At 44.0% G+C, this 26,236-nt stretch carries 24 protein-coding genes and 1 tRNA gene; 3 read left to right on the top strand and 22 right to left on the bottom strand.

Annotated elements, in window-relative coordinates; translation table 11 throughout:
• Nucleotides 1-50 precede the first annotated feature (50 nt).
• The gene (locus ACIRUQ_RS02365; RefSeq protein ID WP_055290608.1) at nt 51-932 is read right to left on the bottom strand and encodes a helix-turn-helix transcriptional regulator; all 882 of its coding nucleotides are present in this window, start codon (nt 930-932) and stop codon (nt 51-53) included.
• Complete coding sequence (locus ACIRUQ_RS02360) at nt 905-1,027, bottom strand: hypothetical protein (RefSeq protein ID WP_278493977.1); 123 nt, start codon at nt 1,025-1,027, stop codon at nt 905-907. The genes ACIRUQ_RS02365 and ACIRUQ_RS02360 overlap by 28 nt, the downstream gene beginning before the upstream one ends.
• A 128-nt stretch (nt 1,028-1,155) precedes the next feature.
• On the opposite strand from ACIRUQ_RS02360, the gene ACIRUQ_RS02355 reads away from it, so the two are divergent.
• Nucleotides 1,156-1,229 (top strand) — tRNA-Pro (locus tag ACIRUQ_RS02355).
• Nucleotides 1,230-1,350: 121 nt separating this feature from the next.
• Here ACIRUQ_RS02355 and ACIRUQ_RS02350 read toward each other — a convergent pair.
• The 10 genes from ACIRUQ_RS02350 to ACIRUQ_RS02305 all read right to left on the bottom strand — a co-directional run bounded on the left by ACIRUQ_RS02350 (nt 1,351) and on the right by ACIRUQ_RS02305 (nt 12,386).
• Nucleotides 1,351-2,877 (bottom strand): hypothetical protein, encoded by a 1,527-nt coding sequence (locus tag ACIRUQ_RS02350; RefSeq protein ID WP_055290609.1) that lies wholly within the window; start codon nt 2,875-2,877, stop codon nt 1,351-1,353.
• A gap of 193 nt (nt 2,878-3,070) precedes the next feature.
• Entirely contained in the window at nt 3,071-3,982 is a 912-nt protein-coding gene (locus ACIRUQ_RS02345) for a LysR family transcriptional regulator (RefSeq protein ID WP_055290610.1), read from the bottom strand.
• Between the two features lie 34 nt (nt 3,983-4,016).
• Nucleotides 4,017-4,415, bottom strand: coding sequence for a SufE family protein (locus tag ACIRUQ_RS02340; protein ID WP_070103980.1), 399 nt, complete (start codon nt 4,413-4,415; stop codon nt 4,017-4,019).
• Complete coding sequence (locus ACIRUQ_RS02335; RefSeq protein ID WP_021740818.1) at nt 4,412-5,371, bottom strand: LysR family transcriptional regulator; 960 nt, start codon at nt 5,369-5,371, stop codon at nt 4,412-4,414. Before ACIRUQ_RS02335 ends, ACIRUQ_RS02340 begins: the two co-directional genes overlap by 4 nt.
• Nucleotides 5,372-5,407: 36 nt before the next feature.
• Entirely contained in the window at nt 5,408-6,625 is a 1,218-nt protein-coding gene (locus ACIRUQ_RS02330; RefSeq protein ID WP_055290611.1) for an aminotransferase class V-fold PLP-dependent enzyme, read from the bottom strand.
• Between the two features lie 249 nt (nt 6,626-6,874).
• A complete protein-coding gene (locus ACIRUQ_RS02325) occupies nt 6,875-8,404 on the bottom strand; it encodes a hypothetical protein (protein ID WP_021740821.1) in 1,530 nt (509 codons plus the stop codon).
• Between the two features lie 340 nt (nt 8,405-8,744).
• Complete coding sequence (locus ACIRUQ_RS02320) at nt 8,745-8,876, bottom strand: hypothetical protein (RefSeq protein WP_021739850.1); 132 nt, start codon at nt 8,874-8,876, stop codon at nt 8,745-8,747.
• Nucleotides 8,877-8,890: 14 nt separating this feature from the next.
• Nucleotides 8,891-10,339 (bottom strand): sodium:solute symporter, encoded by a 1,449-nt coding sequence (locus ACIRUQ_RS02315; RefSeq protein WP_404856525.1) that lies wholly within the window; start codon nt 10,337-10,339, stop codon nt 8,891-8,893.
• A gap of 79 nt (nt 10,340-10,418) precedes the next feature.
• Entirely contained in the window at nt 10,419-10,841 is a 423-nt protein-coding gene (locus ACIRUQ_RS02310) for a hypothetical protein (protein WP_055291167.1), read from the bottom strand.
• Nucleotides 10,842-10,859: 18 nt separating this feature from the next.
• Entirely contained in the window at nt 10,860-12,386 is a 1,527-nt protein-coding gene (locus tag ACIRUQ_RS02305; protein WP_021739647.1) for a hypothetical protein, read from the bottom strand.
• Nucleotides 12,387-12,769: 383 nt separating this feature from the next.
• Between ACIRUQ_RS02305 and ACIRUQ_RS02300 the strand changes: the two genes are divergently transcribed.
• A complete protein-coding gene (locus tag ACIRUQ_RS02300) occupies nt 12,770-13,450 on the top strand; it encodes a phosphatase PAP2 family protein (protein WP_021739648.1) in 681 nt (226 codons plus the stop codon).
• 77 nt (nt 13,451-13,527) lie between these two features.
• On the opposite strand, the gene ACIRUQ_RS02295 is transcribed toward ACIRUQ_RS02300, so the two are convergent.
• From ACIRUQ_RS02295 to ACIRUQ_RS02275, 5 genes are all read right to left on the bottom strand, one after another.
• Complete coding sequence (locus tag ACIRUQ_RS02295; protein ID WP_055291165.1) at nt 13,528-14,376, bottom strand: Mrp/NBP35 family ATP-binding protein; 849 nt, start codon at nt 14,374-14,376, stop codon at nt 13,528-13,530.
• A 199-nt stretch (nt 14,377-14,575) separates the two neighbouring features.
• Nucleotides 14,576-15,673, bottom strand: coding sequence for an S-methyl-5-thioribose-1-phosphate isomerase (gene mtnA, locus ACIRUQ_RS02290; RefSeq protein WP_373927565.1), 1,098 nt, complete (start codon nt 15,671-15,673; stop codon nt 14,576-14,578).
• A 159-nt stretch (nt 15,674-15,832) separates the two neighbouring features.
• Nucleotides 15,833-17,104 carry a peptidoglycan-binding protein gene (locus tag ACIRUQ_RS02285; RefSeq protein WP_022035576.1) on the bottom strand — a complete coding sequence of 424 codons (1,272 nt, stop codon included), beginning with the start codon at nt 17,102-17,104 and terminating at the stop codon, nt 15,833-15,835.
• Nucleotides 17,105-17,197: 93 nt separating this feature from the next.
• Nucleotides 17,198-17,884 carry a hypothetical protein gene (locus ACIRUQ_RS02280; protein ID WP_055291162.1) on the bottom strand — a complete coding sequence of 229 codons (687 nt, stop codon included), beginning with the start codon at nt 17,882-17,884 and terminating at the stop codon, nt 17,198-17,200.
• Nucleotides 17,885-18,528: 644 nt separating this feature from the next.
• Entirely contained in the window at nt 18,529-19,497 is a 969-nt protein-coding gene (locus tag ACIRUQ_RS02275) for a beta-ketoacyl-ACP synthase III (protein WP_055291160.1), read from the bottom strand.
• Nucleotides 19,498-19,848: 351 nt separating this feature from the next.
• On the opposite strand from ACIRUQ_RS02275, the gene ACIRUQ_RS02270 reads away from it, so the two are divergent.
• Complete coding sequence (locus ACIRUQ_RS02270) at nt 19,849-20,613, top strand: N-acetylmuramoyl-L-alanine amidase (protein ID WP_055291158.1); 765 nt, start codon at nt 19,849-19,851, stop codon at nt 20,611-20,613.
• Nucleotides 20,614-21,052: 439 nt separating this feature from the next.
• Here ACIRUQ_RS02270 and ACIRUQ_RS02265 read toward each other — a convergent pair whose 3' ends face one another.
• The 5 genes from ACIRUQ_RS02265 to ACIRUQ_RS02245 all read right to left on the bottom strand — a co-directional run bounded on the left by ACIRUQ_RS02265 (nt 21,053) and on the right by ACIRUQ_RS02245 (nt 26,212).
• Nucleotides 21,053-21,328, bottom strand: coding sequence for a hypothetical protein (locus tag ACIRUQ_RS02265; RefSeq protein ID WP_404856524.1), 276 nt, complete (start codon nt 21,326-21,328; stop codon nt 21,053-21,055).
• Between the two features lie 262 nt (nt 21,329-21,590).
• Nucleotides 21,591-23,582 (bottom strand): NAD(+) synthase, encoded by a 1,992-nt coding sequence (locus tag ACIRUQ_RS02260; RefSeq protein ID WP_055291154.1) that lies wholly within the window; start codon nt 23,580-23,582, stop codon nt 21,591-21,593.
• Nucleotides 23,579-24,451, bottom strand: a complete 873-nt coding sequence (gene hslO / locus ACIRUQ_RS02255; RefSeq protein ID WP_055291152.1) for an Hsp33 family molecular chaperone HslO — start codon at nt 24,449-24,451, stop codon at nt 23,579-23,581. Before hslO ends, ACIRUQ_RS02260 begins: the two co-directional genes overlap by 4 nt.
• 71 nt (nt 24,452-24,522) lie before the next feature.
• Nucleotides 24,523-25,275 carry a class I SAM-dependent methyltransferase gene (locus ACIRUQ_RS02250; protein ID WP_055291149.1) on the bottom strand — a complete coding sequence of 251 codons (753 nt, stop codon included), beginning with the start codon at nt 25,273-25,275 and terminating at the stop codon, nt 24,523-24,525.
• A gap of 10 nt (nt 25,276-25,285) precedes the next feature.
• Entirely contained in the window at nt 25,286-26,212 is a 927-nt protein-coding gene (locus ACIRUQ_RS02245; protein WP_055291147.1) for a DUF1002 domain-containing protein, read from the bottom strand.
• Nucleotides 26,213-26,236: the final 24 nt, after the last annotated feature.

Raw genomic sequence — 26,236 nt, 5'->3', positions numbered from 1 at the left:
TTGCATTTTCACAAGAACGTAATTTTCTATCAAATAAAAAACAGCCCTATCTAGTAGAGCTGTTTTCCCATATCACTGATATCATAGCCAGACATCATTTCTGCTTCTTTCTGAAACTCCTCTGATCCGATGATATTCAGGAGATTTTGAAATTCTTTTCGTTTCAAATCCTTTTTCCGAAATACGATATCATAACTCTCCTGCTTCAATGGAAGAAATTGGATGCCTTCCATCTGCCGGGCTGATTTTTCGTTTCCGATCGCCACATCTGCCGTTCCCCGCAGCACATTGGTAGCTGCGATCAGATGAGAAGATGCAATATCTTCATATCCGTGAATACGATCCGGATCAATATCCAGCTTTTTGCACATTTCATCAATAAAGATACGGATCCCACTTCCCTTTTCCCGGTTGATCATCCGCACATCCTCTCTGAGCAGATCCTCAAATTTCTGAATATTTTTCGGATTTCCTTCCTTTACATAAAATCCCTGCCAGCGTTTCAACAAATGAAACACTGCCACCTGTTCTCCCGGCAGCATCCGCTCTATATACGGCAGATTATAGGTATCTGTCGCCCCGTCCCACATATGGCAGGTAGCCACATAATTTTCATTCTGATACATCCGGTACAGACCGCTGTAACTTCCCATCGGAGAACGGTACACCTGCGTATGTCCGTCACTTTGACTGTTATACAGAGCACAGAGCACATCCAACAGCTGATCCTGTCCGCAGATTACGATATTCTCCGGAGACTCCGTTTCCGGCATCACTCCCATATATTCATAGACATCCTTCCGTGCGATCCGGAACTGTTTTCCCATTTTCGTAGCTTTCAGATCCCCACGCTTGATCATTTCATAAACGGTATTCTTCTTTACCTGTAAAATTTCCGCCACTTTCAGCGGAGATAAAAACTGTTCATCCATGCAATTTCCTCCCCAGTACCTGTATCGTTATGATAATGCAAAAGACTTACCTGCTTTCCCATCTTTTTTCCGTTAAAACCACGTGTATATGCCATATATACATCTCTTTGTGTATACACTAAGTATAACTTCTGAAAAAAAGCTTTGCAAGCATATCTTTTTTATGATAAAATAATTTTTACAGTTTGCTCACAAGGTTTTTAGCCCTGTGAAAAAATAATGTCGGGGTGTGGCTTAGTCTGGTAAAGCGCTCGTCTGGGGGGCGAGAGATCGCAAGTTCAAATCTTGTCACTCCGATACTCAAAAAATGCGGCATGTTCCCAAAGCACATGCCGCATTTTTTCTATATATTTTTAACCAATATTATGAACTGTTTTTTATACCTGAAAAAGCATCATATTTCTCATACAGTTGTATTCTATGCTGTCACAATCTCAATTCCTGTTACTTTTCCAAACTTCTTCAGGTCTTCGATATAATCACCATACACCAGAGTCAGATGACAACCAAATTCGCACTGTTTATAGAACAGATCTTTGTTATCTGCTACCCGGAAGAATAAGCCTTGTCCACAGCTCTTTCCATCATATCCGGCCGAAGCAACAATGGTTCCTTTTGCAGCCAGCATCTTTGTACCTGTCGGATCAATTCTGCATACTGTGATTTCCTGTCCTTCATCCTGCATAAAATCATAACGTACTGTCGCACCAAATCCACTGTATGCAAAAGAATCTACAGAATATTTCTTCAACGGCTGTTCAAATCCATCAAATTTTCGTGTTGGTGTTGCATGGAAAATACTGTACAGATTCGTTTTATCATCCAAATGATCAATATGAGCATCATCAAAATCACCGAAAATCGTCGGCAATTTTCCATCTTCTAAAGAACAGACATTGGCATTTCCCATATAAACGGATTTTCCACTCAGATTCTCCAATACCGCCTGCGTAAGCAGTGAATTAAAATCCAGATCACAGGCAGAAGGAATTCCATTTTCAATATTTAAAGAATGCGTCAGACAGAATGTTACCCGTTCCTCAGAAAGTCTTCTGGTGGAACACAAATCCGGACATGGTGCCGTAAATGCATTACACTCATAATGATCCATCAGTTTCTGAACCAGTACATATGCTTTAAATGTATCTATGATGGCTGCCCGATCCATTCTGACTTCATCCGCATTTGCAATAAATTCATCTGCCAGTTTTTCTGCCAGCGCTGTATCCTCAGCATTGATATTCTGACCTTTTCTGCCCGGAATCGTCGGATTACTATATGGGTCAACTTCATGCAGCTGATCCAGCAGCTCATGTACGCTGATATTACGGAATTTTACTCCAAGACGGTTTGTTATTTCTTCAAGATTTACAAAATTGTCGGTTCCGCCATAGGATTTGACAGAGCTGAATCTGGATGCAACCAGCACTCTTGTATTCTGCAACGCTTTTCGCGTTCTTAATGCTCTCAGATAGCCTTCATAATCTGCCCAGGAATAGAACGCATATGCCTCATGTCCTCTTGCATGCAAAGCCGCTGTATTCAGGGTTTCCTCACAGCAGGAATGCGGAATCATAGCAACAGGCTTATGAAATCTCTGTGCGAACTCTACATAGATAAACCCTCTTGCAATCTGAAAATTAAATACAAACAAATCAATTTTATCAATCTCTGCACTCAGTGTTTCATAAATTTTTTCAGAATTTACCCATTCATCCGTAGCTTCCAGATAAATCGGATCCATCATATTTATTCCAGCCGGAACATGAGAAAAAACATCCTGTTTGAATATTTCATAAGTTTCCCGGCTTACCATCTGATCATATTCTTTTTCCAGTGCATCGCCTTCCCCAAAACGGCACGGTCCCTCATAAGCATATTCATGTACCAAACCGATATAAATAGGGCGAACATTCAGTTTCACATCAATATTTTTTGCAATCATTTCGTTTTCCTCCTCAGACACAATACAAACTTCTCATCAAGCCGGCCAACTTAATATGTCTATATTGTAGCTGGTTTTCTGTCTTTTGAAAAACGAATATCTCGCATATGTAACGGACTTTTTCTCATATCCTAGTATTTCGATCGCTTCTGTTACAGCAAGTACGAAAAACTTCCTCTCCCTCTATTTTTTCTTATCTTTGTTCATCATTCCGAATCAGATTCAGGAATTCCCTCAGATACTGTTTATCATTTTTTCGCCATACCATAGCCACACCACTATGTGTATCTGCAATTGGTCTGCTTACAATATGCAGACAATCTGTATCTTTATGGTACCTGTCACAGATAAACACATCATTTTTTTCATGCAGATTATATACCAGAGACGAAGCATTATTCACATTGTATACAATATTGGGTAAAAAACCATGCATCCGGCAAAGATCCATAAGCATGCTCTGATAACTTGGCAGATGCAAGGCAGAAATAACTACCAGATTGCTCGTCTTCAGATCCTCAACAGTCCATACATCCTTATCCCGCAGCGGATGATCTGTTCGCATACATACAGTCAACGGTGTCTCTTTGATAAAAGCAACATGGTTTCCATCCAGGCCACTGCGTTCCATATCATATCGAACTGTAAAAATAACATCCAGTTCATTTTCCATCAGCTGTCTGTGTAATATTTCCGGACGTTCCGATTCAATATCCAGTCCTACACCCGGATATTGTTCTCTGAATTTTTCCATGTACTCCCAGAGATATGCCTCTGATTTATGAATATCTAAAACCCCTATGTTCAGTTTTTTTATATCACCTCCCATATGTCTGCGTGCCACTTCCACAGATTCCTGCATTGCGCTGATCACATCTTTCCATGAACGATACAGGCTTTTTCCGGCTTCCGTCGGAACCAGTATATTTTTTTCCCGCGCGAACAGTTGAACCTGCAGATTCTGTTCGATATTCTGGATTGTCTTACTGATGGCAGACTGTGTCACATTTAATTTCTGTGAAGCCTTTGAATAACTTCCAAGCTCCATCGCACAGATAAAATACCACATCTGATAAAAGCTCAGATTCATATATTCATTTTTCATAGCTGATCTCCTGCTAGCTTATCCTGTTTAACACTCAAATGGACTGTATATGCCGGATCACACTGTTCACACCGTTGAACCGATCTGTGCTGATCTGATTTTTCAAATCTGTATCCGCGATATACCACACCTTTGCACTGGCAATATCTTCCTTTTTCTGATCCTGAAACATAACAATGGCAACTGCAATGATTCCCTTGATGATCAGTGCCTCTGAATCACCCCATATATGCAGTCTTCCATCCTGCTCCTCACAGTGAATCCATACTTTTGACTGACAGCCCTGGATCAGATGATTGTCATCCCGCCATTTATCCGGATAGGGCTCCAGTTCTGCGCCCACCTGCAGTAAAAATTCATACTGCATCATCCAGTCATCAATCTCATTAAACGCTGTTACAAACTCTGTCTGAATTTCATCTATTGTCTTCATTTTTCTTCCTCCGGCATCCTTCCGTTCTGAATATTTTCCTGTTGTTCATGCTGTCTGCAGTTTCTCACTACATCAATGAACTGACAGAGATATTTTTTTCTTTCGTTCTTCCATACCATCACAACACCGCTCTTTGTATTTTTTATCGGGCGCGAGATTACATGAGATGAACCATAATCTTTGTGATATTTATCACAGATAAACACATCGTTTTCTTTCAACAGATTATATATCTGAGATGCTGCATTCTGCGCATTATAGACAATATTGGGAAAAAAGCCGTATTTCAGGCAAAGTTCCACAATCATACTGTTATAACTTGGCAGATGCAATGCTGAAATCATAACCAGATTACACTCTTTTAAATCTTTGACTTCCCACACCTGTTTGTCCACCAGCGGATTGTCCGCTCTCATACAGACGGTAAATGGTGTCTCTTTCACCAGTTCCATATGATGTCCGGTCCAGGAAATTGTTTCCATATCATAGCGCACGGTAAAAATAACATCCAGTTCATTTTCCATCAATTTTTTGTGCAATACTTCCGGCCGTTCTGACTCAACTGCCAGCGAAATATCCGGATACAGATCATGAAATGCTTCTACATACTCCCACAGATAAGATTCTGACTTGTGGGAATCCAGCACCCCTATTTTCAAACTCTCACTTCGTCCACCCATATAACGCCGTGCATCTTCCACAGCTTCCTGCATTTCCACAATCATCTTTTTCCACACCTGATAGAGATTTTTTGCAGCTTCTGTCGGTATCAGATTGTTTTTCTCCCTGATAAACAGTTCCATTTTCAGGTTCTGTTCTATGTTTTGAATACATTTGCTTAATGTCGACTGTGTTACGTTGAGATCCTGGGAAGCCCTGGAATAACTTCCAAGCTCAATGGTACGGATAAAGTACCACATCTGGTAAAAACTCAGGTTCATATAAGCATCTTTCATTACAGTTCCTCCCTTTTGTCTCTCTCATAATTTATGTTACCATTTTTTCAAAAACGAAATGATCTTCTCCATGCGGTCACCGATCACTTCGATTTCTTCTTTTGTATTATAAAATGCCGGCGAAAAACGGATCACCGAATCATAGCCCAGCCTGCGCAGCATCGGCTGTGCACAGTGATTGCCACTGCGTACCGCAATACCGTATTTATTCAGAAAACTTGCCATATCGTATGGATGAATGCCGTCGACCACCACAGAGATCACACTCTGTTTTTCCACATTTCCGCCCAGTACGTGCACATATTTCCGTTCGGAAAGTCTCTGTTCCAGCGTATCCGTCAGTTCTTTCTCCCATGCTGCAATCTCTTTTGTACCGATTTCCTGCAAATAATGCAGTGCCTGACCAAGCCCAATAGCTCCAGGATAATTCGGGGTACCGGCCTCCAGACGATATGGAATCGTGGTAAAACTTGTATCCTCGTTTCCTACTACATCCACCATACCACCGCCGTACCAGAGCGGTTCCATGACATCCAGTCGTTCCTTCTTTCCGTATAAAACACCGATCCCGGCAGGTCCCATGGTCTTGTGTCCGGAAAAGGCCAGAAAATCACAATCCAGTTCCCGCACATTCATCTGACCGTGCCGGATTGCCTGGGAAGCATCGACACACACCGGGACATTGTACTGATGTGCTTTCTGAATGATCTCACGCACCGGAAGTACCGTTCCTGTCACATTGGAGATTGCAGTCACCGAAACGATCACCACGGACTCGTCCAGTTCCCGTTCCAATGCTTCTATATCTAGTCTGCCATCTTCTCGCATCGGTATCACCACAAACTCTGCACCGGTCCGTTTCGCTGCCTGCTGCCACGGGACAAAATTGGAATGATGTTCGAACTCTGTCACGATCACCTTCCTGCCTTTTTGCATATACTGCGCCGCATAACCGAACGCCACCTGGTTCAGACTGTCCGTAGCTCCTCTGGTAAATATGATCTGCATCGGATCGTCACACCCGATAAAATCAGCCACTGTCTTTCTGGCATCTTCCATGGCACATGTGGACCTTTCACTTAGTGTATGGATTCCCCGGTGCACATTCGCATTATCCTGCATATAATGCCGGTTCAGGCATTCCAGAACACAGTTTGGCATCTGTGTGGTCGCTCCGTTGTCAAAATAAATCAGCGGATTATTATTTATCTTCTGTTCCAAGATTGGAAAATCATTTCTGATCTGTGCTTGCATCCTATCGACTCTTCCTTCTATATCTTTACCGTCCATTCTAGTTTTCCAGTTTTCCTATTTGTATAGTATTTTTTTCATTAAAAGCAAGCATGGAGGAGATCCTCTGATCTCCTCCACACATGTATGATCTTTACAAAATCTATTATACCATCCTGTTTCTTTTTTGCTACTAGTTTTTTTAATTCTGGTAGCTCATCTACAGTCGCTTTGCGTCCTGTTCGACTTGAATTTATCTTACAGACACAGTTTCTATGCTCTTACTACTTCCAGACCAAGCATTTCTGCCAGCATTTCCAGTTCTTCTGTATAATCACCGTATACAAGCGGCATATGGTTTCCACCGTAACGAACCTGTTTCTTAAAGAAATCTTTTTGATTGTCTACAGTAAAGATTACACTCAGGGAACAGTTCTGGCTGTCTACGCCGCCACCTCCTACAATCGTTCCTTTTGCAATCATCATATGGCTGCAATCCGGAGAGATACGTGCCATTGTAATTACCTGACCGGCATCTTTCGCAAAATCATATCGCAGGGTTGCACCCCATCCGCTGTATGCGAACGGCTGGATACCATACTCCTCATACGGCTGGTCAAAGCCTTTGAGTTTTCTGTTCGGTGTGGAATGGAAGGTGTAATACAGATTCGGTACATTTTTGATATCTTTCAGGTTCTCTGCTGTAATAACACGCTCCGGAATTGCATCTCCATTTTCATCATAGAAGATCGGGTTTGTATTTCCCATATAAGCTGCGGAATTGGATAAGTTGGACAGAATCATCATGACAACAACTGCTCCGATATCGTACTCACAAGCAGACGGGATACCCATCTCGTTGTTCAGGGAATGGCATAAACATGCGGTAAACTGCTCCTGATTCAGACGTCTGGTTGCACAGGCATCCGGACATGGCATACTGAACGCGTTGCAGTCATACAATTTCATCTGTTTCTGCGCATTGTACCATAATTTTACGGATTTGATGATCATATCACGTTCCATGCCGACTTTATTTGCACCGGCGATCAGCTCATCTGTGATACGCTCGATTTCTACCATATCTGCCTCATCCAGGTTGTTGATATTTCTGCCGGGAACCGTACTATTCGTGGTCGGATCCACGACATGTGTGGTCTCGATAAATTCATGTACGTTCAACACACGGAATTTGATGCCGAATTTATCAGTAACCTGTGCCAGTGAGTTAAAGCTGGACTCAGAAGAGAAAGATTTATTCGCATTATATCTCGGTGTTACCAGCACATTCATGTTTCTCAGCACTTTGCGTACACGCATGGCACGCATAGTCTTGTTTGCATCATCCCAGTCATAAAAACCATATGCCTCCAGACCTCTTGCGATCAGCGGCGGTACACAGTCTGCCAGACAGCAGCAATTGTACGGCATAATAGCGATTGGTTTTTTATAACGCTGTGCAAATTCTGTCGTAATATCGGTACGTCCGATTTCTGTATTAAACAAATACAGATCTACCTCGTCATTATCCACGGTCATAGCTTCAAACATGGATTCCGGACTCATGAAATCCTCATGACGTTCTATGTAAATGCACTCCATTACGTTGATCTGCGGATCTGTGATATATTTTTTCAGGTCTTTTTTGTACTGTTCAAATAACTCTGCCTCTACCATCTGGTCGTAAGCCATTTCCAGTTCCTCATCATGTCCGAAACGACATGGACCCTCAAATACGGTCTGGTGTACCAGTGAAAGGAAAATCGGTCTTACATTTAATTTAATATCAATACCACGTTTCATGAAAAAATCCTCCTGTTTCTTATTAGTGTAGTTTTTTATTAGTGTAGTTTCTTATTAGTGTAGAGTGCAGTGATTCTGAGAAGAATATGTCAGCTTTCGCTGACCAGAATCACACACCAAGTCTCACGTGCGTTCGACTTGAAATCTACTATTCTGTTTGTTCTATTTGTATTTCCTATATCATTTGCTGTTTTTCGTAGTTCTGCTACACCGGGGTTACTGCTCTTCCCTGTTTTTCTTTCCCATCTGATTCCACACAGCTGACAGGATCATCAGCAGAACCATAACTCCGACAAAACATAACATCCAGATCTGTGTTGTAGTCATTTTGTCTTCCCCCCTATTTGTCATCCAGGTTAACCAGTTCATCGCTGTCACCAAATTTGTTGAGTTTACCAATGGCAAAGCCGATACCGGTTATTGCAAATACCATTATGGCAGTATACAGAATTGTTGTCACACACATATGCATAATATCTTCCTCCTTTATGCGCGTTTACCGGCAAACAATCCTTTTTTGCCCGGTAATACGGCGGTTGAGATCACACCAACGATCAGAGCAACGATCAGTGAGATGTAGTTTACATGGAAGTTGGCCCATCCGAGTGCATTCTGTAATCCGAAGGTGGACCAGATACATACAACGATCCATGTGATGATAAATGTAATGACAGAAGCCTTTGTGCTTCGTTTCCACCAAAGTCCGATCACGCCCATGATAAATACCGGGATTCCGAAGGAGAAGCACCAGTTTACCATGTCTACAACTGCCGGCTGGAAGTTACAGATGGCAATACTTACGATACCGATGATGATGATGATCACGCGTGATAAGGTGAATTTCTGTTTTTCTGTTGCATTTGGTTTGTACAGTGTGTACATATCATGTGAGATCAGGGTAGCCGGTGCCAGTGCCATAACAGCGAAGGAAGAAAGGTCTACACCCAAAAATCCTGCAGCCAGTAATGCGATGACCGGCTTCGGCAGCAGATCCAGCAGCATGGCCGGTGTCATCATCATGGAACCTGCGTTTCTGTATGCCAGGATAGAGAAAGCAGCTACACCGATGAGAGCCGGGATGATACAGAATAAACCGTTGATCGGGCCTGCAAACCAGAGGGATTTTTTTACTTCATGATTGTTTTTTGCGGTTGCTACCGGCTGATAACCGGTCTGTGCCATACCATGGAACATGGTAGCACCAAGTGCGGACGGAATTGCAAATCCGATGATCAGTGCTTTGTTTCCGAAGATGCTTGTCATCCAGGATGTGTCAGCACTTGCTGTCATGGTTGCTTCTACCTGATCCCAGCCACCCGGGAGTTTGAAGCACAGACAGATGAATACGACGATCAGAGCTGCGTACATTAAAATGGCATTTAACAGGTTCAGCCAAGCAATCTCTTTCATACCTGCCAGTAATACATAGAGCATGGCCAGGATACCGCCGACGATGGCACTGATCATATAAGACCATCCTGTCAGGAAGGAAAGTGTGATGGCGATGGTCTCGACTTCCAGACAGACCATTGCGATACTTAATGCTGCGTTTACACAGGAAATCATCGTTCCAGGTACTTTACCAAATACTTTGTTCAGAAAATCACCGATGGTTTTCGCTCCGGTTCTGCGAATCCATGGACCGGTGATCTGTGTGATGACTACCATCATAATTACACATGCGATACCAAACCATGCAGCGATAACTCCCATAGATGCTGCATTCTGACAGGTTCCCCAGTTGTGTGCGGAACCGAGCAGCGTCAGGGCAAGTGTGATACCTACCAGAGAAGCCGGAAGGCCGCCACCGGCAAATGCAAAGCTTCCGCTTTCCGCACCGCCGCTTTTCTTATTTTTGTATGCCATAAAGGCACCGATACCAACGATGGATACCACTTCATAAATCAGTACTGCGATCAGTACACCCCAATTCATAACCAATTCCTCCTATTTTTCTTCCATTGTACTGTCCGATACAATGGTCCATCATTTCAGGTTTCTTTTTCTATCCCGATCAGTCAGCCATTTTTCCATTCAGCTGCCGGTATACAACAGAGGTAAGTTTTTTTGTATCCTTGATCTGGACGACCTCATCCAAGGGAAACTTAATATTCAATTCTTTCTGGATTGCCATCAGCAATAATACTTTTTTATTCATTGCTGAAGTGGCACCGTCACAGGACGCCTTATTATCATAGGCTATGGCCTGTTCCTTACTGAGTTTGATTGCTTTTGCAACACTCAGTTCTGCCAGATCGTCCAATACATAAACATCCGCCACTTCACCAAACAGATTATATTTATACAGGACATAATCATAAATATAGGTATGTAATTCGTCTTCCTCCATATGACGATGCGCCTTGATATAATCTATCTGGTGCTGCGCATGTTCTCTGTGACTGATCAGATGATTCTTTATCTGTGAAAAATCCAAGATTGTCTCCTTCTACTTTTATGCAATAACTGCTTCAATGCCAAGTGCTTCTGCAAGCATTTTCAGTTCTTCCACATAATCACCATATGCAAGTACCGTATGGTTTCCAAAATACTGCTGTTTGTGGTAGAAATCTACCTTATCAGCTACATTGAAAAATACACCCTGATCACAATTCTTCATCTCATATCCAGCTCCGCCTGAGATAGTTCCCTTTGCAATAAAAATCTTCGTCGCATCCGGTGAAATACGGATCATAGTGATCACCTGTCCGATATCCTGTGCAAAATCATAACGGATGGTTGCGCCAAATCCGCTGTATGCAAACGGTGCCAGACGATATCTCTCTTTCTCTGCTTTCAGACCTTTCAGATTTCTGTTCGGTGTAGAGTGGAACGTCATATAAAGGTTTGTCTTATCTGCAATATCTTCAATGGTATTGTCATTGAACTTGTGGAATGGAATCATATGGCCTTCTTTATCAAAAACAATCGCATTTGTATTTCCCATATATGGTGCTTTTCCGGAAAGATTTGTCATAATAACTTTTCCGATCACGGAATTGATATCATATTCACAGGCTGAAGAAATACCATTTTCATCATTCAGGGAATGTGTCATACATAACGTGAATTTTTCTTCAGAGAATCTGCGTGTGGAGCACAAATCAGGACATGGTGCCGTAAATGCATTACAGTCATACGCATCCAGCAGTTTCTGTACCGTATAGTATGCCTGAATCGTCTTTTTAACCATATCCGGCTCCATCGTACAGGCTTCTGCATTTGCAATCAGTTCGTCTGTGATCTTCTCAATTTCCTTCATATCTTCATCGTTGATATTCAATGCCTTCCTGCCCGGTGTGGACGGGTTTGTGGTCGGATCTACCGGATGTGTCTGATCCAACAGTTCATGAACATTTACATGACGGAACTGAATGCCCCATTTATTCGTTACATCACTCTGATTAATAAAGTTATCATAAGAACTGTAAGAACGGTTGGAATCCCATCTTACTGCCAGAAGGACACGGGTGTTTTTCAGGCATTTACGAACACGCAGAACTCTCATCCATGTATCAAACTCATCCCATGACATAAATGCATACGCTTCAAGTCCTCTGTTCTTTACCGCTGCCGTATTTCCGATTCCATCACAGCACAGTCCCGGTGCAGCACCTACCGGTTTTTTATAACGCTCTGCAAACTCAAGATAAATATCACCACGTCCGATACCAAAATGAAACAGATAAAAATCAACTTTATCAATATCTTCTGCCATCTTCTCATACATTGCTTCCGGGCTTCTGAACCAGTCATCACGCTCTACATAGATCGGATCCATAATATGAACACCTTCCGTCTCATGTTGTACTACTTCATTTACATATGCGGCATTCATTTCCTGATTCATCATAGCATCATATTCCGGCATCAGCTCATCGCCTTCCCCAAAGCGACATGGTCCCTCATAAAAATATAAGTGCTGGATTCCCACAAAAATTGGACGAACATTCAATACTGTGTCAATTGTCTTCTTAATCATCTTGTCTTCTCCTTTTGATTATCTGATTGATTCGTGATTGTTCCTATATTTCCGTTGGCCAACTGGATTGATTCTATTGTAACGTGAATGTTTCTATTTGAAAAACGGATTAATTTCTCATTATCGTGAAAGACTTTCATACCATACAATTCCTATCATTTTCATAGTAACTATTCTCTTTGTTATCCACTATTTCCCTGTTTTCGGAGCACATCGCTGAAATCTTTCCTTATTTTGATTTTTTTACACAAATTTAAGATTTTTCCACGTTGTTTTTTTTAACCTGTGGTGCTACACTCTTCTAGAAACAAAAAAGAAACTGTGTAAGAAACACACAGTTTTGAGAGCATAAAAATTATACTTACATCGGAGCACTATTGCGTATGAAAAAAATTTTTGAATATCTCAGACACAACACCCACCTTTTTCTGTTACTATACGCGTTGATCTATATTCCGTGGTTCTGCTGGCTTGAGGAAAAAGTAAACATCAATTCAAATTTCCATGTCATTCACATGGCACTGGATGACTACATTCCATTTTGCGAGTTTTTTGTCATTCCTTACTACCTGTGGTTTATCTACATGGCAGCTGGCATTATCTTTATCGCATTTACAGATGGAAAACTGTGCTGGCGGCTCGGTATCTTCCTGATCACCGGTATGACCGTATTTCTCTTTATCTCAACGGTATATCCAAACGGACAACTGCTCCGCCCGGATACATTCGCAAGAGATAACATTTTTGTACACATCGTACAACGACTGTATGCATCGGATACACCGACAAACCTGTTTCCAAGCATCCATGTATACAATTCCCTTGCCATTTATTTTGGATTGGCACACAGTCAAAAGCTGCAAAATAAAAAATGGATAAAAAACGCAGCACTGGTTCTCACCGTCTGCATTATTTTATCCACTATGTTCTTAAAACAGCACTCTGTCTTTGATGTGCTGACAGCCTTTGCACTGGCTGCTTTTATGTATTCCGTGTGCTATGGTTCTATCGCCGTGGCTTTTGAACGGCGGCGGCAGAAACGGATTCCGGCTGGACAAATATAAATATTTCAATGTAAAAAAGATGTGCCATTTTCTTACTTCCATATGAATGAAAGAAGAAAATGACACACCTTTTTTAACTACATATTTTCAATTTTCTTTACTGCATCTTCCAGATATGGATTATCTGCTTTATAGAATAATCCCGCATCTGCCAGTTCTGCATAAGCCGGATCCAACGGCATTTTGCCAAGAACCTGCATTGCCAGCTCAGAAGCTGCTTCATCAATGTGGCTTTCACCGAACAGCTTGATTTCTTTTCCGCAATCCGGACATTTCAGATAACTGTAATTCTCTACTACGCCAAGAACCGGAATATCCATCATGCCAGCCATATTATAAGCCTTCTTTACGATCATCTGTACCAGTTCCTGTGGAGATGTCACGATCACGATACCATCTACCGGAAGAGACTGGAAGACTGTCAGCGGAACGTCACCGGTTCCAGGTGGCATGTCCACGAATAAATAATCCAGATCACCCCAGACAACATCGCTCCAGAACTGTTTTACAGTTCCTGCGATAACCGGTCCTCTCCAGATAACCGGTGCTTCCTCATCCTCCATTAACAAATTGATGGACATAATCTTTGTGCCATCCTCTGCTGCAATCGGCAGGATTCCCATCTCGCTGCCCATAGCCGGTCCGTGTACGCCGAACATTTTCGGAATAGACGGTCCGGTAATATCTGCATCCAGAATACCTACTTCATATCCTTTTTTACGCATTGCAGTTGCTAAAGATGCTGTTACGAAAGATTTACCTACGCCACCTTTACCACTGACAACACCGATTACTTTTTTAACAGATGAATACTCATTTAATTTTTCCTGAAAGCTCTGCGGCTGCTTGCTGCTCGGACATCCTTCACAACTCTCGGAAGAACAGCTTCCTGCACTGCTGCAGCTGCTACATGCACTGTCTGCCATAATTATACCTCCTGTGGATTCTCACTAATCATTAGAATGATCCAGCACAAAGCGCTGCTTTATACAAAGTAATCTTCTTTCCTGAAAACTTGACTCTGCTGAACCATTACTGCTTATTATACCCCACTTTCAGAGAAAAGTGAAGCGTTTATTTTCCTATATTTCACTAGGATTACAGGTTTTTATAAAATTGTTCCTGTTATTTATTCTTCTGAGCTGCCTCTTTTTTTGCAAAAATTTCTTTGAAAGATTCTGTATATGGAGGACGTGCGATACCAAACTCGGTCACGATACCTGCGATCAGCTCATGATCTGTCACGTCAAACGCCGGATTAAATACTTTTACACCTTCCGGAGCCATGCGCTCTTTATACCACATCTCTGTCACTTCTTCCGGTTTTCTCTGCTCGATTTTAATCTGATCACCGGTCGGAGTGTTCATATCAATGGTAGAGGTCGGTGCTGCAATATACATCGGCACATTGTACTGTTTTGCAACTGCTGCAACTACGGAAGTACCGATTTTATTTGCAGTATCTCCGTTTGCTGCCACACGGTCACAACCCACAAAAATTGCATCTACCCAACCGTTTTTCATAACAGTTGCAGACATATTATCACAGATCAGAGTTACATCAACACCGGAAGACTGAAGCTCAAAAGCAGTCAAACGTGCTCCCTGAAGCAGTGGTCTGGTCTCATCTGCAAAGACACGGAAATTGTAACCGCGCTCCTGTCCCAGATAAATCGGAGCCGTTGCTGTGCCGTATTTGCTTGTTGCAAGTTTTCCGGCGTTGCAGTGTGTCAAAATACCGTCACCCGGTTTTACCAACGTCAGACCATATTCACCGATGGCTTTGCACACGCGGATATCCTCGTCCTGGATCTCAACAGACTCCTCTTTCAGAAGCTGTTTGATCTCGGCAACGGACTTGTCCGCATTGTTTAATACAACCTGCTCCATGCGGTTTAACGCCCAGGAAAGGTTGACTGCTGTCGGGCGGGAAGAATCCAGGTATTCTTTCTGTTTTTTGAATTCTGCATAAAATGCATCATAATTGTCTGTATCAATTCCTTTTGCCAGTACATAAATACCGTAAGCTGCTGCCACGCCGATGGCCGGAGCACCACGTACCTGAAGCAGATAAATTGCATCCCAGATTTCCTGTGCGGTCTTTAATGCAATGATCTCTGTGGTTCCCGGTAATTTTGTCTGATCGATAATAACTACGGCACTGTTTTCATCATCTAAAGAAACCGTATCATAATCCATAATGTTTTTTTTCTCTTCCATCATTTATCCTCTCATCTTTCTATATTTTCTGCCATTTATGCCCTATTCTACATGAAATTAAAGAAAAATGCCAGAGTAATTATGATTTCTCCGGCATTTTATCTCATCTTACGTTACTGTTTACATGCGCCAAGTCTCACGTGCGTTCGACTTGAATTGCAGTTAATTCAGCTCCGCGATCCGTGTCACCCCCACATAAATCTGTGAAATTTTATACCAGGTCGGGAAATCCACCACACCACTCACCGGCAGATCAAAGATCCGCTGAAATGCTTCTACGGCTTCCCGGGTACGTTCCCCGAATATCCCGTCCGCCGCAATGGTCGGGATCGCCGGATATGCCTGGGAAATCCGGGCTAACTGCTGCTGGATCTGCCGCACCTTTGTACCGGAGGATCCCACTGTAAGATCTGCACCCGGCCAGGAAGATGGAATTCCGGCAATCTCCTCTGCAGAATTAATGTAAATACTGCTGCCATAATAATAACGCAGAATTTCGATGGGGCTGTACCCCTGCTCTCCCAGATAACGAGATCCCCACTGTGTCATCCAACCACTGCAGGTTACATTTTTCCCATCACAATACTGCGTCAGAATCGGCTGCTGTACATTCGGTCTGGACAGATAATGATTGAAAATCTCATCCACGATCCGGGAAATATTGCTGAAAATCGTGCGCCCGAAAGACCATTTCTGATCATAAGCAGTAGATGATGTAATGGTAAAGTCATATCCTTTTCCTCTGTACCACTCCGTGTATACGCGGTTTAAGGAAAAAGACATAATCGCCAGAATATTAGCCCGCAGCGTTGCCTCCGGCCAGGTGGAATAGATCTCGCTGGATGCCACATTTTTGATATAATCCCGGTAGCGAACATAGTAATCCTGTGCCCTGGTATCTGTCGGCGGTCCATCGTGGACGATCACATACTCCGGAATAACCACGCGGCTCAGCACGATTTCTCCGGATTCATTCACTGGTTTGACCTCATCTTCCGGAATCTTTGGTGGAAAATCTCCCCACAGAGTATTTGGTGGAACAACGATATTTTCTGTTCCCTCTTTCTGTGAGATATCCAACGGCTCCATCCGTATCTCCTGCAAAGCTGTCACATTTGCAAACACATCAATCGCAGATACTTCCACACTTCGGTAGCCTTCTGCCTGCACGGTCACCGTATATTCTGAAAAAGGCTGCGGCCGATCCGGTTCCTGGGAATACTCTACCGGCGGTGCGTCCAGCGTCACAGCCTCCGTCTGACCTGATGAATCTGTCTGCAATTCTTCCAACAGACGCTGGCTTTCTCCTGTGTATGCAATGCCCACCCGTGCATTCACAACAGGCTGCAGACCCAATGTTGATGTCACATTGACCTGCAGCCTTCCTCTGTCCACATTTTCATTTTGTTGTACGTGTAACCCTTTGTCCGGCATAAAACCCTCACAAAATAATGTTTACACTAAATCTATGCGATAATACCTGAAAAATGTCCTGGAATAATTGCATACTTTTACAAATTCCATATATTATTTCTGTATATCACTCTGCTGAAATAAGATTGCAAATGTTTTCGCCGTTGTGATAACGTTACTTTGATTTCTGGAAGTTTCTACACTGGAAAACTCTCCACCCTGAGTCACATCTGCATTCTCAAGGGTAAAACTTAACGTTCCTGTCACACTAATGCGAAATCCTCTCTCTTCCTGATAAATATTCGGATCTGATATTTGCGCTGTCGCACCCGGAACCTCCGGAAGATATATTTTTGCGTCCGCCAAATTATCAATCGCTGTGATCTCACCATCTGGCTTCCGGTAAATATAACGGATATCTGCTGAAAATGCTGTCTTTACATTGCAGCCGCTTCCATTTGAAACTGATCCGCATTCTTTATCCACTGTCGCATATCCAATCGCTTCCTCTTCACTCAGTGCAATCTTGTCAGTTTCCAAGCGTTCCTGACTTTCTGCTTCCACATAAGACAGGCCCTTCTCCTGCGCCCATACGGCAAGATAATGATCTCTGGTACCAATTTCATAATCTGCAGGATCTGTACTTTTTTCCACATCCTTTGCCTCTGTTTCACCGCTCAAGACACTACCTTCATCGTTCCTTACTGCACTTTCCTTATCCTGTCCGCATGCTGCCATAAACATATATCCCGCCACGCAAAGCAACACCAGGCCAATATACTTTATACTTCTTCGTTTCATAAAAGCCCCCTCTCATTATACGGCAACTATTTTTTTCGTCCATATATAGTATATCATACACTTCCACTATCCATCAACCCCATTTTCTGCTTGGCAACAATATCTCGTTTGTCTTGTTGTTGGCTGAAATTTAATTTTTAATACGAAAACGAAGCATCCTGTCAGGACGCTAGACGCTCACTACCCTCGTTTCACGTCGTTTTCATCGCGCTCGTTCCCACGCCTGAAAAAGAGGTCGTTCCCACTCGCGCAAAAACTCGTGAAACTCGGTCGTTTGCTTAATCGCTTTCCCTGACAGGATGCTTCATTTTCTGTATTTACACAGTGAAATAATCAGCCATTCACACGACGCACTGCGTGCGCAACAAAAAGTTGAATTACTGTTAGATTATATGCGCACGTGGCATAAGGTGCCATCAAGTAAATTGGGCAAATCTGGGAGCAAAATCCGAGACAAGACGGTAGGTTGATTTTCGTCACCGTAGCGAGCATAGCCCGCCTCCGTAAGTGTGTCTGAGCACGCTGTTTCTGCGTGCGAGTTCGCGGGAGGAGGCGGAGATAAGCGGCGCAACGGAGGTAGAAAATCATCCGTGTCTGTCTGGATTTCTGCTTCAGATTTGCCCTTTACACAGACAAACAAAAATTTAGATTCCCCACTCGATAGCCATGGTTCCCCATGTCAGTCCGGAACCAAATCCGGCCAGCATCAGCTTATCACCTTTTTTCAGCATACCTTTACGGTTGACCTCATCCAGAAGAATTGCCACACTGGCAGCGGATGTATTTCCACATTTATCCACATTCATCGGAATCTTCTCATCCGGCACTTTCAGACGTTTTGCAATCGTTGCCGTGATTCTCGCATTCGCCTGATGGAACAGATACCAGTCAATGTCCTCTGTGGTCAGATTTGCCGCTTCCAGTGTCTGCAGAATGGACTGCGGCACTTTTTTTACCGCAAACTTAAATACTTCTCCACCGTCCATATACAGATAATCCATTGGCTTCTGCTCTGGTACAAACGGATTGTAATTTTCTCTGTTTTTCACATAGATCGCACCGCCGCGGGTTCCGTCGCTTCCCTGTGTGGATGCGATCACACCGCGCTCTGCTGCACGGACAACTGCGGCACCGGCTCCGTCAGCAAACAACACACAGGTGGAGCGATCACTCCAGTCCACAATGCGGGATAATGTCTCTGCACCAATGACCAGAGCAGTTTTATGTACACCGGCCTGCATATAAGCATCCACCAGGTTCAGCGCAAATACAAATCCGGAGCATGCTGCACTGATATCAAAAGCAACCGCGTTCACAGCCCCCAGTTCGCTCTGCACCAGACATGCTGTGTTTGGAACCAGTGTATCCGGCGTACAGGTTGCCACAATGATCAGATCCAGTTCTTCTGCCTTTACACCTGCGGACTCCAATGCTCTTCGTCCAGCCTCTGTTGACATGGATGCCGTCGTCTCTTCTACTGCAATATGACGCTGACGGATACCGGTTCTGCTACTGATCCACTCATCGCTGGTATCCACGATGGTGGAAAGAAAATCATTTGTTACTATCTTTTCCGGCAGGCAACTGCCGGTTCCTATAATCTGTGCTCTCATCTATCCCTCCATTTAGTTTGATTATCAAAACATTCTATTTTCAAAGTATACAGAAAAACATACTTATTGTCAACACTGAACCATTTCTATTTTTATTCTTCTGAACCTCGCTGCAGTCCACCAGAGACTCTATCAGATGCGAGATATCACATTGGATGTACTATTTTGAAAATAGCATCATATATTACTTACATGTAGCGACTCAGTGTACCAAAAATCTTATGATGCTCATGCTGACCAGAATCACGCACCAAGTCTCACGTGCGTTCGACTTGAATACTGGTACATCTGATGTCCTTGAAGCTTGTCATTTATCACATATCTGTGAATTATTTTTTAGGGGGAATATTTATGGACGTAGATATCATTCTGGATGCCGGTCACGGCGGTTTTGACAACGGTGCATCCTACATGGGACGCGCAGAAAAAGATGATGTACTCCGGCTGACACTGGCTGTCGGAGCAAAGCTAAAAGAAGCAGGTTATCATGTCTACTACACTCGAACTATGGATATCTATAACTCACCAACGGAAAAAGCAGCCCTTGCCAATCTCTCCGGTGGAAAATATTTTATTTCCTTTCACCGAAATTCCGGCATGGAAGACAATCTGTACAACGGTGTGCAGACCCTTGTCTATCAGCATGATCCAACGGTTGATACGCTGGCTGAAAATATTAACCGGCACTTGGAGCAGGTCGGTTTCAAAAATCTCGGTGTGGAGGAAGTTCCGGGACTGATCGTCCTTCGAAAAACAGAAATGCCCGCAGTACTGGTAGAAACCGGATTCTTAAACAGCGACATTGACAATCAGCTCTTTGATGAAAAATTTGATGCCATTGTTGATGCTATTGTCGCCGGTATCGAGGAAAGCATTCCACTCTCCGCCCAGGAAATCCCGGAACAATATTATGTACAAACCGGCCTGTTCAAATATGACGTCAATGCTGCCTATCAGCTCGAACGTCTGCAAATTCTTGGTTTCGACGGCACCATCCACTATGAAGAACCTTACTACGGTGTCTGGATCGGCAAACCGAAAAATCTGGATGAAGCAGTTCTCCTGCAGGATGAACTCCGCCAGAAAGGATATAGCACCCTAATTGTGTCAATGTAAATCCAGCTTTTTTCAATTATCAAAAGTAACTTTTCAACTGTAGAACCATTATAGCAGGTCAAAAACAATCCGTACAACGACGCAATACTGCAATCAATACAATGACAGAAATTGAGGAATCTTTTTTCTGGAAGCGATTAAGTGAGTGACCGATTTTCACAAGGTTTTGCGCGAATGGGAACGACCTCTTTTTCAGGCGTGGGAATGAGCGCGATGAAACCGCGTGAAATGAGGGTAACGAACGTCTAGCGTGAGAAAAAAGATTCCTCAATTTCGTCAATTTTATACGCAAAAAAATTCTTTACAACAATGCCCCCATTCCGTATAATGAAGATGTCTTTATTCTTTCTTTTTCAAATACATATCATGGATAAATCTTACATCATCGCTTTCTGGAGCCCCATTCAAACCCTTCACCCACAGTTTTGTCTGGACTATTTTATTCCGCTTTTGCGAAAATTTGGTGATATTCAATGCATTGATTTTCAGTCCCGCCGGGATCCACGTACCATGCACATGCTACAACAGGCAGACCTTGTTGTAATCGGTCTGCCTGCTGATTCTGCTTATTTTTATTCTTTTTTCTGTGAACACTGGATTTCCTTTTCCAATGTATGCTACGCAATCCTGGACTATTTTCCATCTTTGCAGCAAGAAACCGATCACTTGTGTCGTCAATACCGCATTCCGGAACAGTCTGTTCTGAGATTCCCATACAATGCTCATTTTCTGGAAACACTGCGGCGCGGAAAGTCTTTTTTCCGGCATTGTCAGCCAAAGTCAACTTCTCTTTCCTCAACGGAAAACCAGCGTCTTTTTCTCACAGAACTAGCCTGCGCTGCCCGGCGCATCCTGAATACACTGGATGAGACGCTTCTGCTACAAACCCCGGACATTATCCAATCATTCCGGTAGGTAAAGCGAACATTCGCAATCTGCTTTCGCTACTTGCCCTTCAAGTCGAACGCACGTGAGACTTACTCTCCGGCTTTCATCCGAGCTGCAAATTCTTCCCAGCTTCCACCCAGAATCCCCTGTGACTTTGACTGTTCCTCATCATCAAGATGCTCCAGTTCCTCCATCCAGATACGGGCACTGGCATCGGACGGCATACGCAAATCGCCACGCGGAGATACCGCTACCGTACCTACCTTCGGTCCATCCGGCAGGCAGGAACGTTTGAACTGCTGACTGAAAAATCTGCGATAAAAAGTTTTCAGCCATTTCTGAATGGTTTCTGTATCATAAGTTCCGGCAAAAGCATAGTTTGCCAGACGATAAATCTTTTTCGGGGTACATCCAAAACGCAAAATGTAATACAGGAAGAAATCATGCAATTCATACGGTCCCACAATATCCTCTGTCTTCTGTGAAATCTTCCCATCCTCCGGCGGAAGAAGTTCCGGGCTGACCGGTGTATCCAATACATCATACAACACCTTCTGTAGCGTCTCATCTGCGCAGGTATCCGCATAATAACATACCAGATGACGCACCAGTGTCTTCGGCACTGAAGCATTCACGCCGTACATAGACATGTGATCGCCGTTATAAGTCGCCCATCCCAGGGCAAGCTCAGACATATCACCGGTTCCTATGACCATACCGCCGCTTTTGTTTGCGATATCCATCAGAATCTGGGTACGTTCTCTGGCCTGACCGTTTTCATAAGTCACATCATGCACAGCCTCATCCTGTCCGATATCCTTGAAATGTACACGGACAGAATCTACAATGCTGACTTCCCGGAACGTAGCACCCAGAGATTTGATCAGACTTACTGCATTGTCGTAAGTACGATCTGTAGTTCCAAAACCAGGCATTGTCACAGCTACAATGTCTTTGTGATCCTTTCCGATCAGATCAAACGCTTTTACCATAACAAGCAGGGCAAGCGTAGAATCCAGTCCGCCGGAAATACCAACCACCGCTGTGGCCGCATGGGTATGTTCCAGACGCTTTTTCAGTCCCATGGCCTGGATCATAAAAATCTCCTCGCAGCGTTTTTCACGGTCTGCCTTGTTTCCCGGCACGAAAGGCGCCGGATCCACAAAACGGGTCAGTTCTGTTTTTTCTTCTTTCAAACTGAATTCAACGTTAATGTAAGACTCATCGGAAGTCATGAAGGTACTCATCCGACGGCGTTCCTCATTCAGACGTACCATATCAAGTTCTGTATATATGCTTTCGTTGCAGAAACGTCTGGACTCTGCCAACAGCGTTCCGTTCTCTGCGATCAGATTATGACCGGAATATACCACATCCTGGGTGGATTCCCCGTCTCCGGCACTGCAATATACATAACCACAGATCAGACGGCCGGACTGCCCGGTCACCAGGCTCTTGCGGTACATATCTTTTCCGGTTGTCTCATCACTGGCAGAAAGATTGACCAGCAGTGTCGCACCTGCCAGAGCATGATCTACGCCCGGTGGATTCGGAGCCCACACATCCTCACAGATTTCCGCTCCGATCTTCAATTCCGGCATCTGTCTGCACTGGAATAACACTCTGGTTCCCATAGGCACGACCGTATCTTCATCCAATGCTACCGGAACCGGCTGTTTCATACCCGGTGCAAAATGTCTGCGCTCATAAAACTCATTATAATTTGGAATGTGAGTCTTTGGCACCAGCCCAAGCACTTTTCCCTGTGTCACAGCTGCCGCAACATTATACAGTTTGCCGTTATATTCCAGCGGAAGTCCCACAAAAGCCAGATAGTCCTTGCGCTGCGTATATTTTGCAATCGCAAGCAGTTCCTTTTTTGCCTCCCGGAGAAGCACCTGCTGATAAAACAGATCCCCACAGGTATAACCGGTAATACACAGTTCCGGAAATACCAGTATCTTGGCACCCTTTGCTTCTGCTTCATCCATCAGGCGGCAGATTTCTTTCCGGTTCGCCTGCGTATCCGCCACAGTAACCTTCGGTGTCAGAGCCGCTACTTTGATAAATCCCTGTCTCATTTCTTCACGATCTCCTTTAATTCTTCGATACTAAATGTATATGCGGTATTACAGAAGTGACACTTTACCTCGATGGGTTTGCCTTCTGTAATCATTTCATTCAGATCTTTCTTTCCAATGCTGATGATTGCTTTTTTCACACGGTCCTTAGAACAGTTGCAATAGAAAGAAGCCGGAATTTTATCTGTGATCTCCACGCCGAAATCTCCCAGAATATACTCCAGCATGCGTTCCGGTGTATATCCCTGCTCCAGCAGGTTCGTGACAGATGTAATCTCAGACAGTTTTTTCTCCAGCGCATCAATGATCTTCTCATCCGTAAACGGCATCAGCTGGATGATAAATCCACCGGCCTGGCGCACTGTATTGTCCTTATTCATCAGAACACCGAGTCCCACAGAAGACGGTACCTGTTCAGAAGTTGCGAAATAATAGGTCAGATCTTCTGCAATCTCACTGGTCTGCAGCACAGTGGTTCCCACATACGGCTCTTTCAATCCCATATCTTTGATGACACGCATCATACCGACACCTACAGCTCCGCCCACATCCAGCTTGTGCTGTTTGTTTGGTGGCAGCATAACATCCGCAACCACCGGATATCCTTTCACATGTCCCTGGGAATCCGCGGTCACTGTCATTCCTTTCATCGGTCCGCCGGACTGGATCTGTACCGTCAGCAGATCTTTGTCGCCCTTCATCATCACACCCATCATAGCGCCTCCGGTAAGCAGACGACCAAGTGCCGCAGTGACTACCGGACTGGTATTATGACGCTGCCGCGCTTCCTCCACAATTCCTTTTGAAGTCATGGCAAATGCGCGAATCGAACTGTTCGCAGCAGTTGCACGTACAATATAATCTTCCATTATTCTCATTCCTTTACTAACTTTTAGTCAAGCGGATATTCGCAATCCGCTTCGCTACTTGCTTGATTCGGTTAAAATACGTGTGGCTGGGTTCTCACTGCCACAAAATAAGCCCGCTCACAATTTTCATCCGCAGGATCCGTAGTTCCCTCCGCACAGACTGCTTTCAGCGTCAGTCCCGCCTGTTCGAGAAGTGCCGCCACCCGCTGCAATTCATAGGCTCTCTGATAGTGAAACTCTTCAAACCGGGCAAACAGACCGTTTTCCTGTTTCACAAACAGTGTCAGTACATATTCATTGATGCTGCTTTCCTCATCAAAATAATTTTCCCAGATAAAGCTTCCTTCTTCCCGGTTTTCGCAAATTGTGGCATCTCCGATCAGATCACGGTATTTGTGAATGGTATTCATGTCAAAAATGAACACACCGTTTTGATCCAGATAGTTGTGCACCAGGGAAAATACCTCCGCCAGATCTTCCTCCTCCAACAGATAATTCAGAGAATCGCAGACACACACCACCGCTGCCACGGTTCCGTACAGCTCGAACTCCCGCATATCCTGCTGCAGATACAAAATCCCTTCATCCGGATGGTTTCTGGCAATCTCCAGCATTTCCGCTGAAGCATCCACACCGATCATATCATAGCCTTTCTGACGCAGCAGCCGTGTCATCGTTCCGGTGCCGCAGCCCAGATCCAGTACGAGTCCCTCTGAGATACCATGCTCTGTCAAAATTTTACTGATACCTTCACACCATGCTTCGTAAGGCACATTGTCCATGAAACGATCGTATACCTGTGCAAATTCTGTATATGCTTCCATGTTTCCTCCATTAACGGTTAAACAGGCTCTTGATAAATGCAATCAGTTTTGCAAAAAAACCCTGTGCCTGCTGGGTCAGTGCTGATGTATCAACCTTCAGACCCATATCCTTTAATTTTCCATATAAATTTTCCGCCTGATCCCGGATATTATTCCAGTTCAGATCCAGTCCCTGCAGTTTTTTCAGCAGTTCCTTCAGCTGATCGATCTGATCCTGGGTCAGACTTACATTAAATTTTTCCGATGCCTGGTCAATCGCATCCGCCAGTTCGCTGTCAGAGAGATTTTTGCCGCCCACCTGATCCTTCAGATAAGCTATCATACCGGCAATTTCATCCGTCTTGCCGGTCTCATCTCCGATTTCACCGGTTACCACCATCTCATTGATGGCACCGTCGATAACATCCGTATCCACTGCTTCACCGGTCATTCCGGAGTAAGCCTTCACTGCGCCGATCAATGCCGCCGTACCGGACATATCAAAAGGTCCGACCACAACCACATTGGCATCCTTTACACCGGCTGTTGCCAGTGCATTCTCATACATGCTGGTGGTGCAGTAGTTGATATTTTTTGTGGTTACTGTGATACCGCTGCCTTTCTTCGCTTTCATTACAGCCACAGAAGATAAGGCACGGCTGCCGATGTGGTCATTTGTGATATAAGCATCCAGATACTGATGTTCCTCTGCATTGGTCACAGTATTCACATTACATTTTTCCAGGTCTGCTTCCGTCAGCCCAAATAATTCCAATACCTTTGCTTTTTCGTCTGCACGCAGATCCGCACCAAATGAAATGTATGGTGTATCTCCGTCTGCGATGGTAACCTGTGTCGCATTCCCGCCGTCCGCGGCAAATGCGCTGACACTCATGCCCATCACCATCACTGCTGCCAGTAATAATACCATCCCTCTTCGAAAAAATCCCTTTTTCATGATTTACTCCTTTCGAGCTCGCTT

Origin of the sequence: Eubacterium ramulus, from assembly GCF_045002895.1 — a bacterium.
GTDB classification, from domain to species: domain Bacteria; phylum Bacillota; class Clostridia; order Lachnospirales; family Lachnospiraceae; genus Eubacterium_I; species Eubacterium_I ramulus.
The sequence above is the reverse complement of the archived record's forward strand: the minus strand, read 5'-3'. Positions and strand labels throughout refer to the sequence as shown.

What these genes read in the sequence shown, in the direction of transcription:
- ACIRUQ_RS02325 (WP_021740821.1), bottom strand. Translation starts at nt 8,404, where the DNA reads ATGAAACGTGGTATTGATATTAAATTAAATGTAAGACCGATTTTCCTT.
- ACIRUQ_RS02350 (WP_055290609.1), bottom strand. Translation starts at nt 2,877, where the DNA reads ATGATTGCAAAAAATATTGATGTGAAACTGAATGTTCGCCCTATTTAT.
- ACIRUQ_RS02360 (WP_278493977.1), bottom strand. Translation starts at nt 1,027, where the DNA reads ATGGCATATACACGTGGTTTTAACGGAAAAAAGATGGGAAAGCAGGTA.
- ACIRUQ_RS02345 (WP_055290610.1), bottom strand. Translation starts at nt 3,982, where the DNA reads ATGAAAAATGAATATATGAATCTGAGCTTTTATCAGATGTGGTATTTT.
- ACIRUQ_RS02365 (WP_055290608.1), bottom strand. Translation starts at nt 932, where the DNA reads ATGGATGAACAGTTTTTATCTCCGCTGAAAGTGGCGGAAATTTTACAG.
- ACIRUQ_RS02340 (WP_070103980.1), bottom strand. Translation starts at nt 4,415, where the DNA reads ATGAAGACAATAGATGAAATTCAGACAGAGTTTGTAACAGCGTTTAAT.
- ACIRUQ_RS02245 (WP_055291147.1), bottom strand. Translation starts at nt 26,212, where the DNA reads ATGAAAAAGGGATTTTTTCGAAGAGGGATGGTATTATTACTGGCAGCA.
- ACIRUQ_RS02305 (WP_021739647.1), bottom strand. Translation starts at nt 12,386, where the DNA reads ATGATTAAGAAGACAATTGACACAGTATTGAATGTTCGTCCAATTTTT.
- ACIRUQ_RS02280 (WP_055291162.1), bottom strand. Translation starts at nt 17,884, where the DNA reads ATGAAACGAAGAAGTATAAAGTATATTGGCCTGGTGTTGCTTTGCGTG.
- ACIRUQ_RS02275 (WP_055291160.1), bottom strand. Translation starts at nt 19,497, where the DNA reads ATGAGAGCACAGATTATAGGAACCGGCAGTTGCCTGCCGGAAAAGATA.
- ACIRUQ_RS02270 (WP_055291158.1), top strand. Translation starts at nt 19,849, where the DNA reads ATGGACGTAGATATCATTCTGGATGCCGGTCACGGCGGTTTTGACAAC.
- ACIRUQ_RS02250 (WP_055291149.1), bottom strand. Translation starts at nt 25,275, where the DNA reads ATGGAAGCATATACAGAATTTGCACAGGTATACGATCGTTTCATGGAC.
- ACIRUQ_RS02260 (WP_055291154.1), bottom strand. Translation starts at nt 23,582, where the DNA reads ATGAGACAGGGATTTATCAAAGTAGCGGCTCTGACACCGAAGGTTACT.
- ACIRUQ_RS02315 (WP_404856525.1), bottom strand. Translation starts at nt 10,339, where the DNA reads ATGAATTGGGGTGTACTGATCGCAGTACTGATTTATGAAGTGGTATCC.
- ACIRUQ_RS02300 (WP_021739648.1), top strand. Translation starts at nt 12,770, where the DNA reads ATGAAAAAAATTTTTGAATATCTCAGACACAACACCCACCTTTTTCTG.
- ACIRUQ_RS02265 (WP_404856524.1), bottom strand. Translation starts at nt 21,328, where the DNA reads ATGGGAATCTCAGAACAGACTGTTCCGGAATGCGGTATTGACGACACA.
- ACIRUQ_RS02285 (WP_022035576.1), bottom strand. Translation starts at nt 17,104, where the DNA reads ATGCCGGACAAAGGGTTACACGTACAACAAAATGAAAATGTGGACAGA.
- ACIRUQ_RS02330 (WP_055290611.1), bottom strand. Translation starts at nt 6,625, where the DNA reads ATGCAAGCACAGATCAGAAATGATTTTCCAATCTTGGAACAGAAGATA.
- ACIRUQ_RS02320 (WP_021739850.1), bottom strand. Translation starts at nt 8,876, where the DNA reads ATGCATATGTGTGTGACAACAATTCTGTATACTGCCATAATGGTATTT.
- mtnA (WP_373927565.1), bottom strand. Translation starts at nt 15,673, where the DNA reads ATGATGGAAGAGAAAAAAAACATTATGGATTATGATACGGTTTCTTTA.
- ACIRUQ_RS02295 (WP_055291165.1), bottom strand. Translation starts at nt 14,376, where the DNA reads ATGGCAGACAGTGCATGTAGCAGCTGCAGCAGTGCAGGAAGCTGTTCT.
- hslO (WP_055291152.1), bottom strand. Translation starts at nt 24,451, where the DNA reads ATGGAAGATTATATTGTACGTGCAACTGCTGCGAACAGTTCGATTCGC.
- ACIRUQ_RS02335 (WP_021740818.1), bottom strand. Translation starts at nt 5,371, where the DNA reads ATGAAAGATGCTTATATGAACCTGAGTTTTTACCAGATGTGGTACTTT.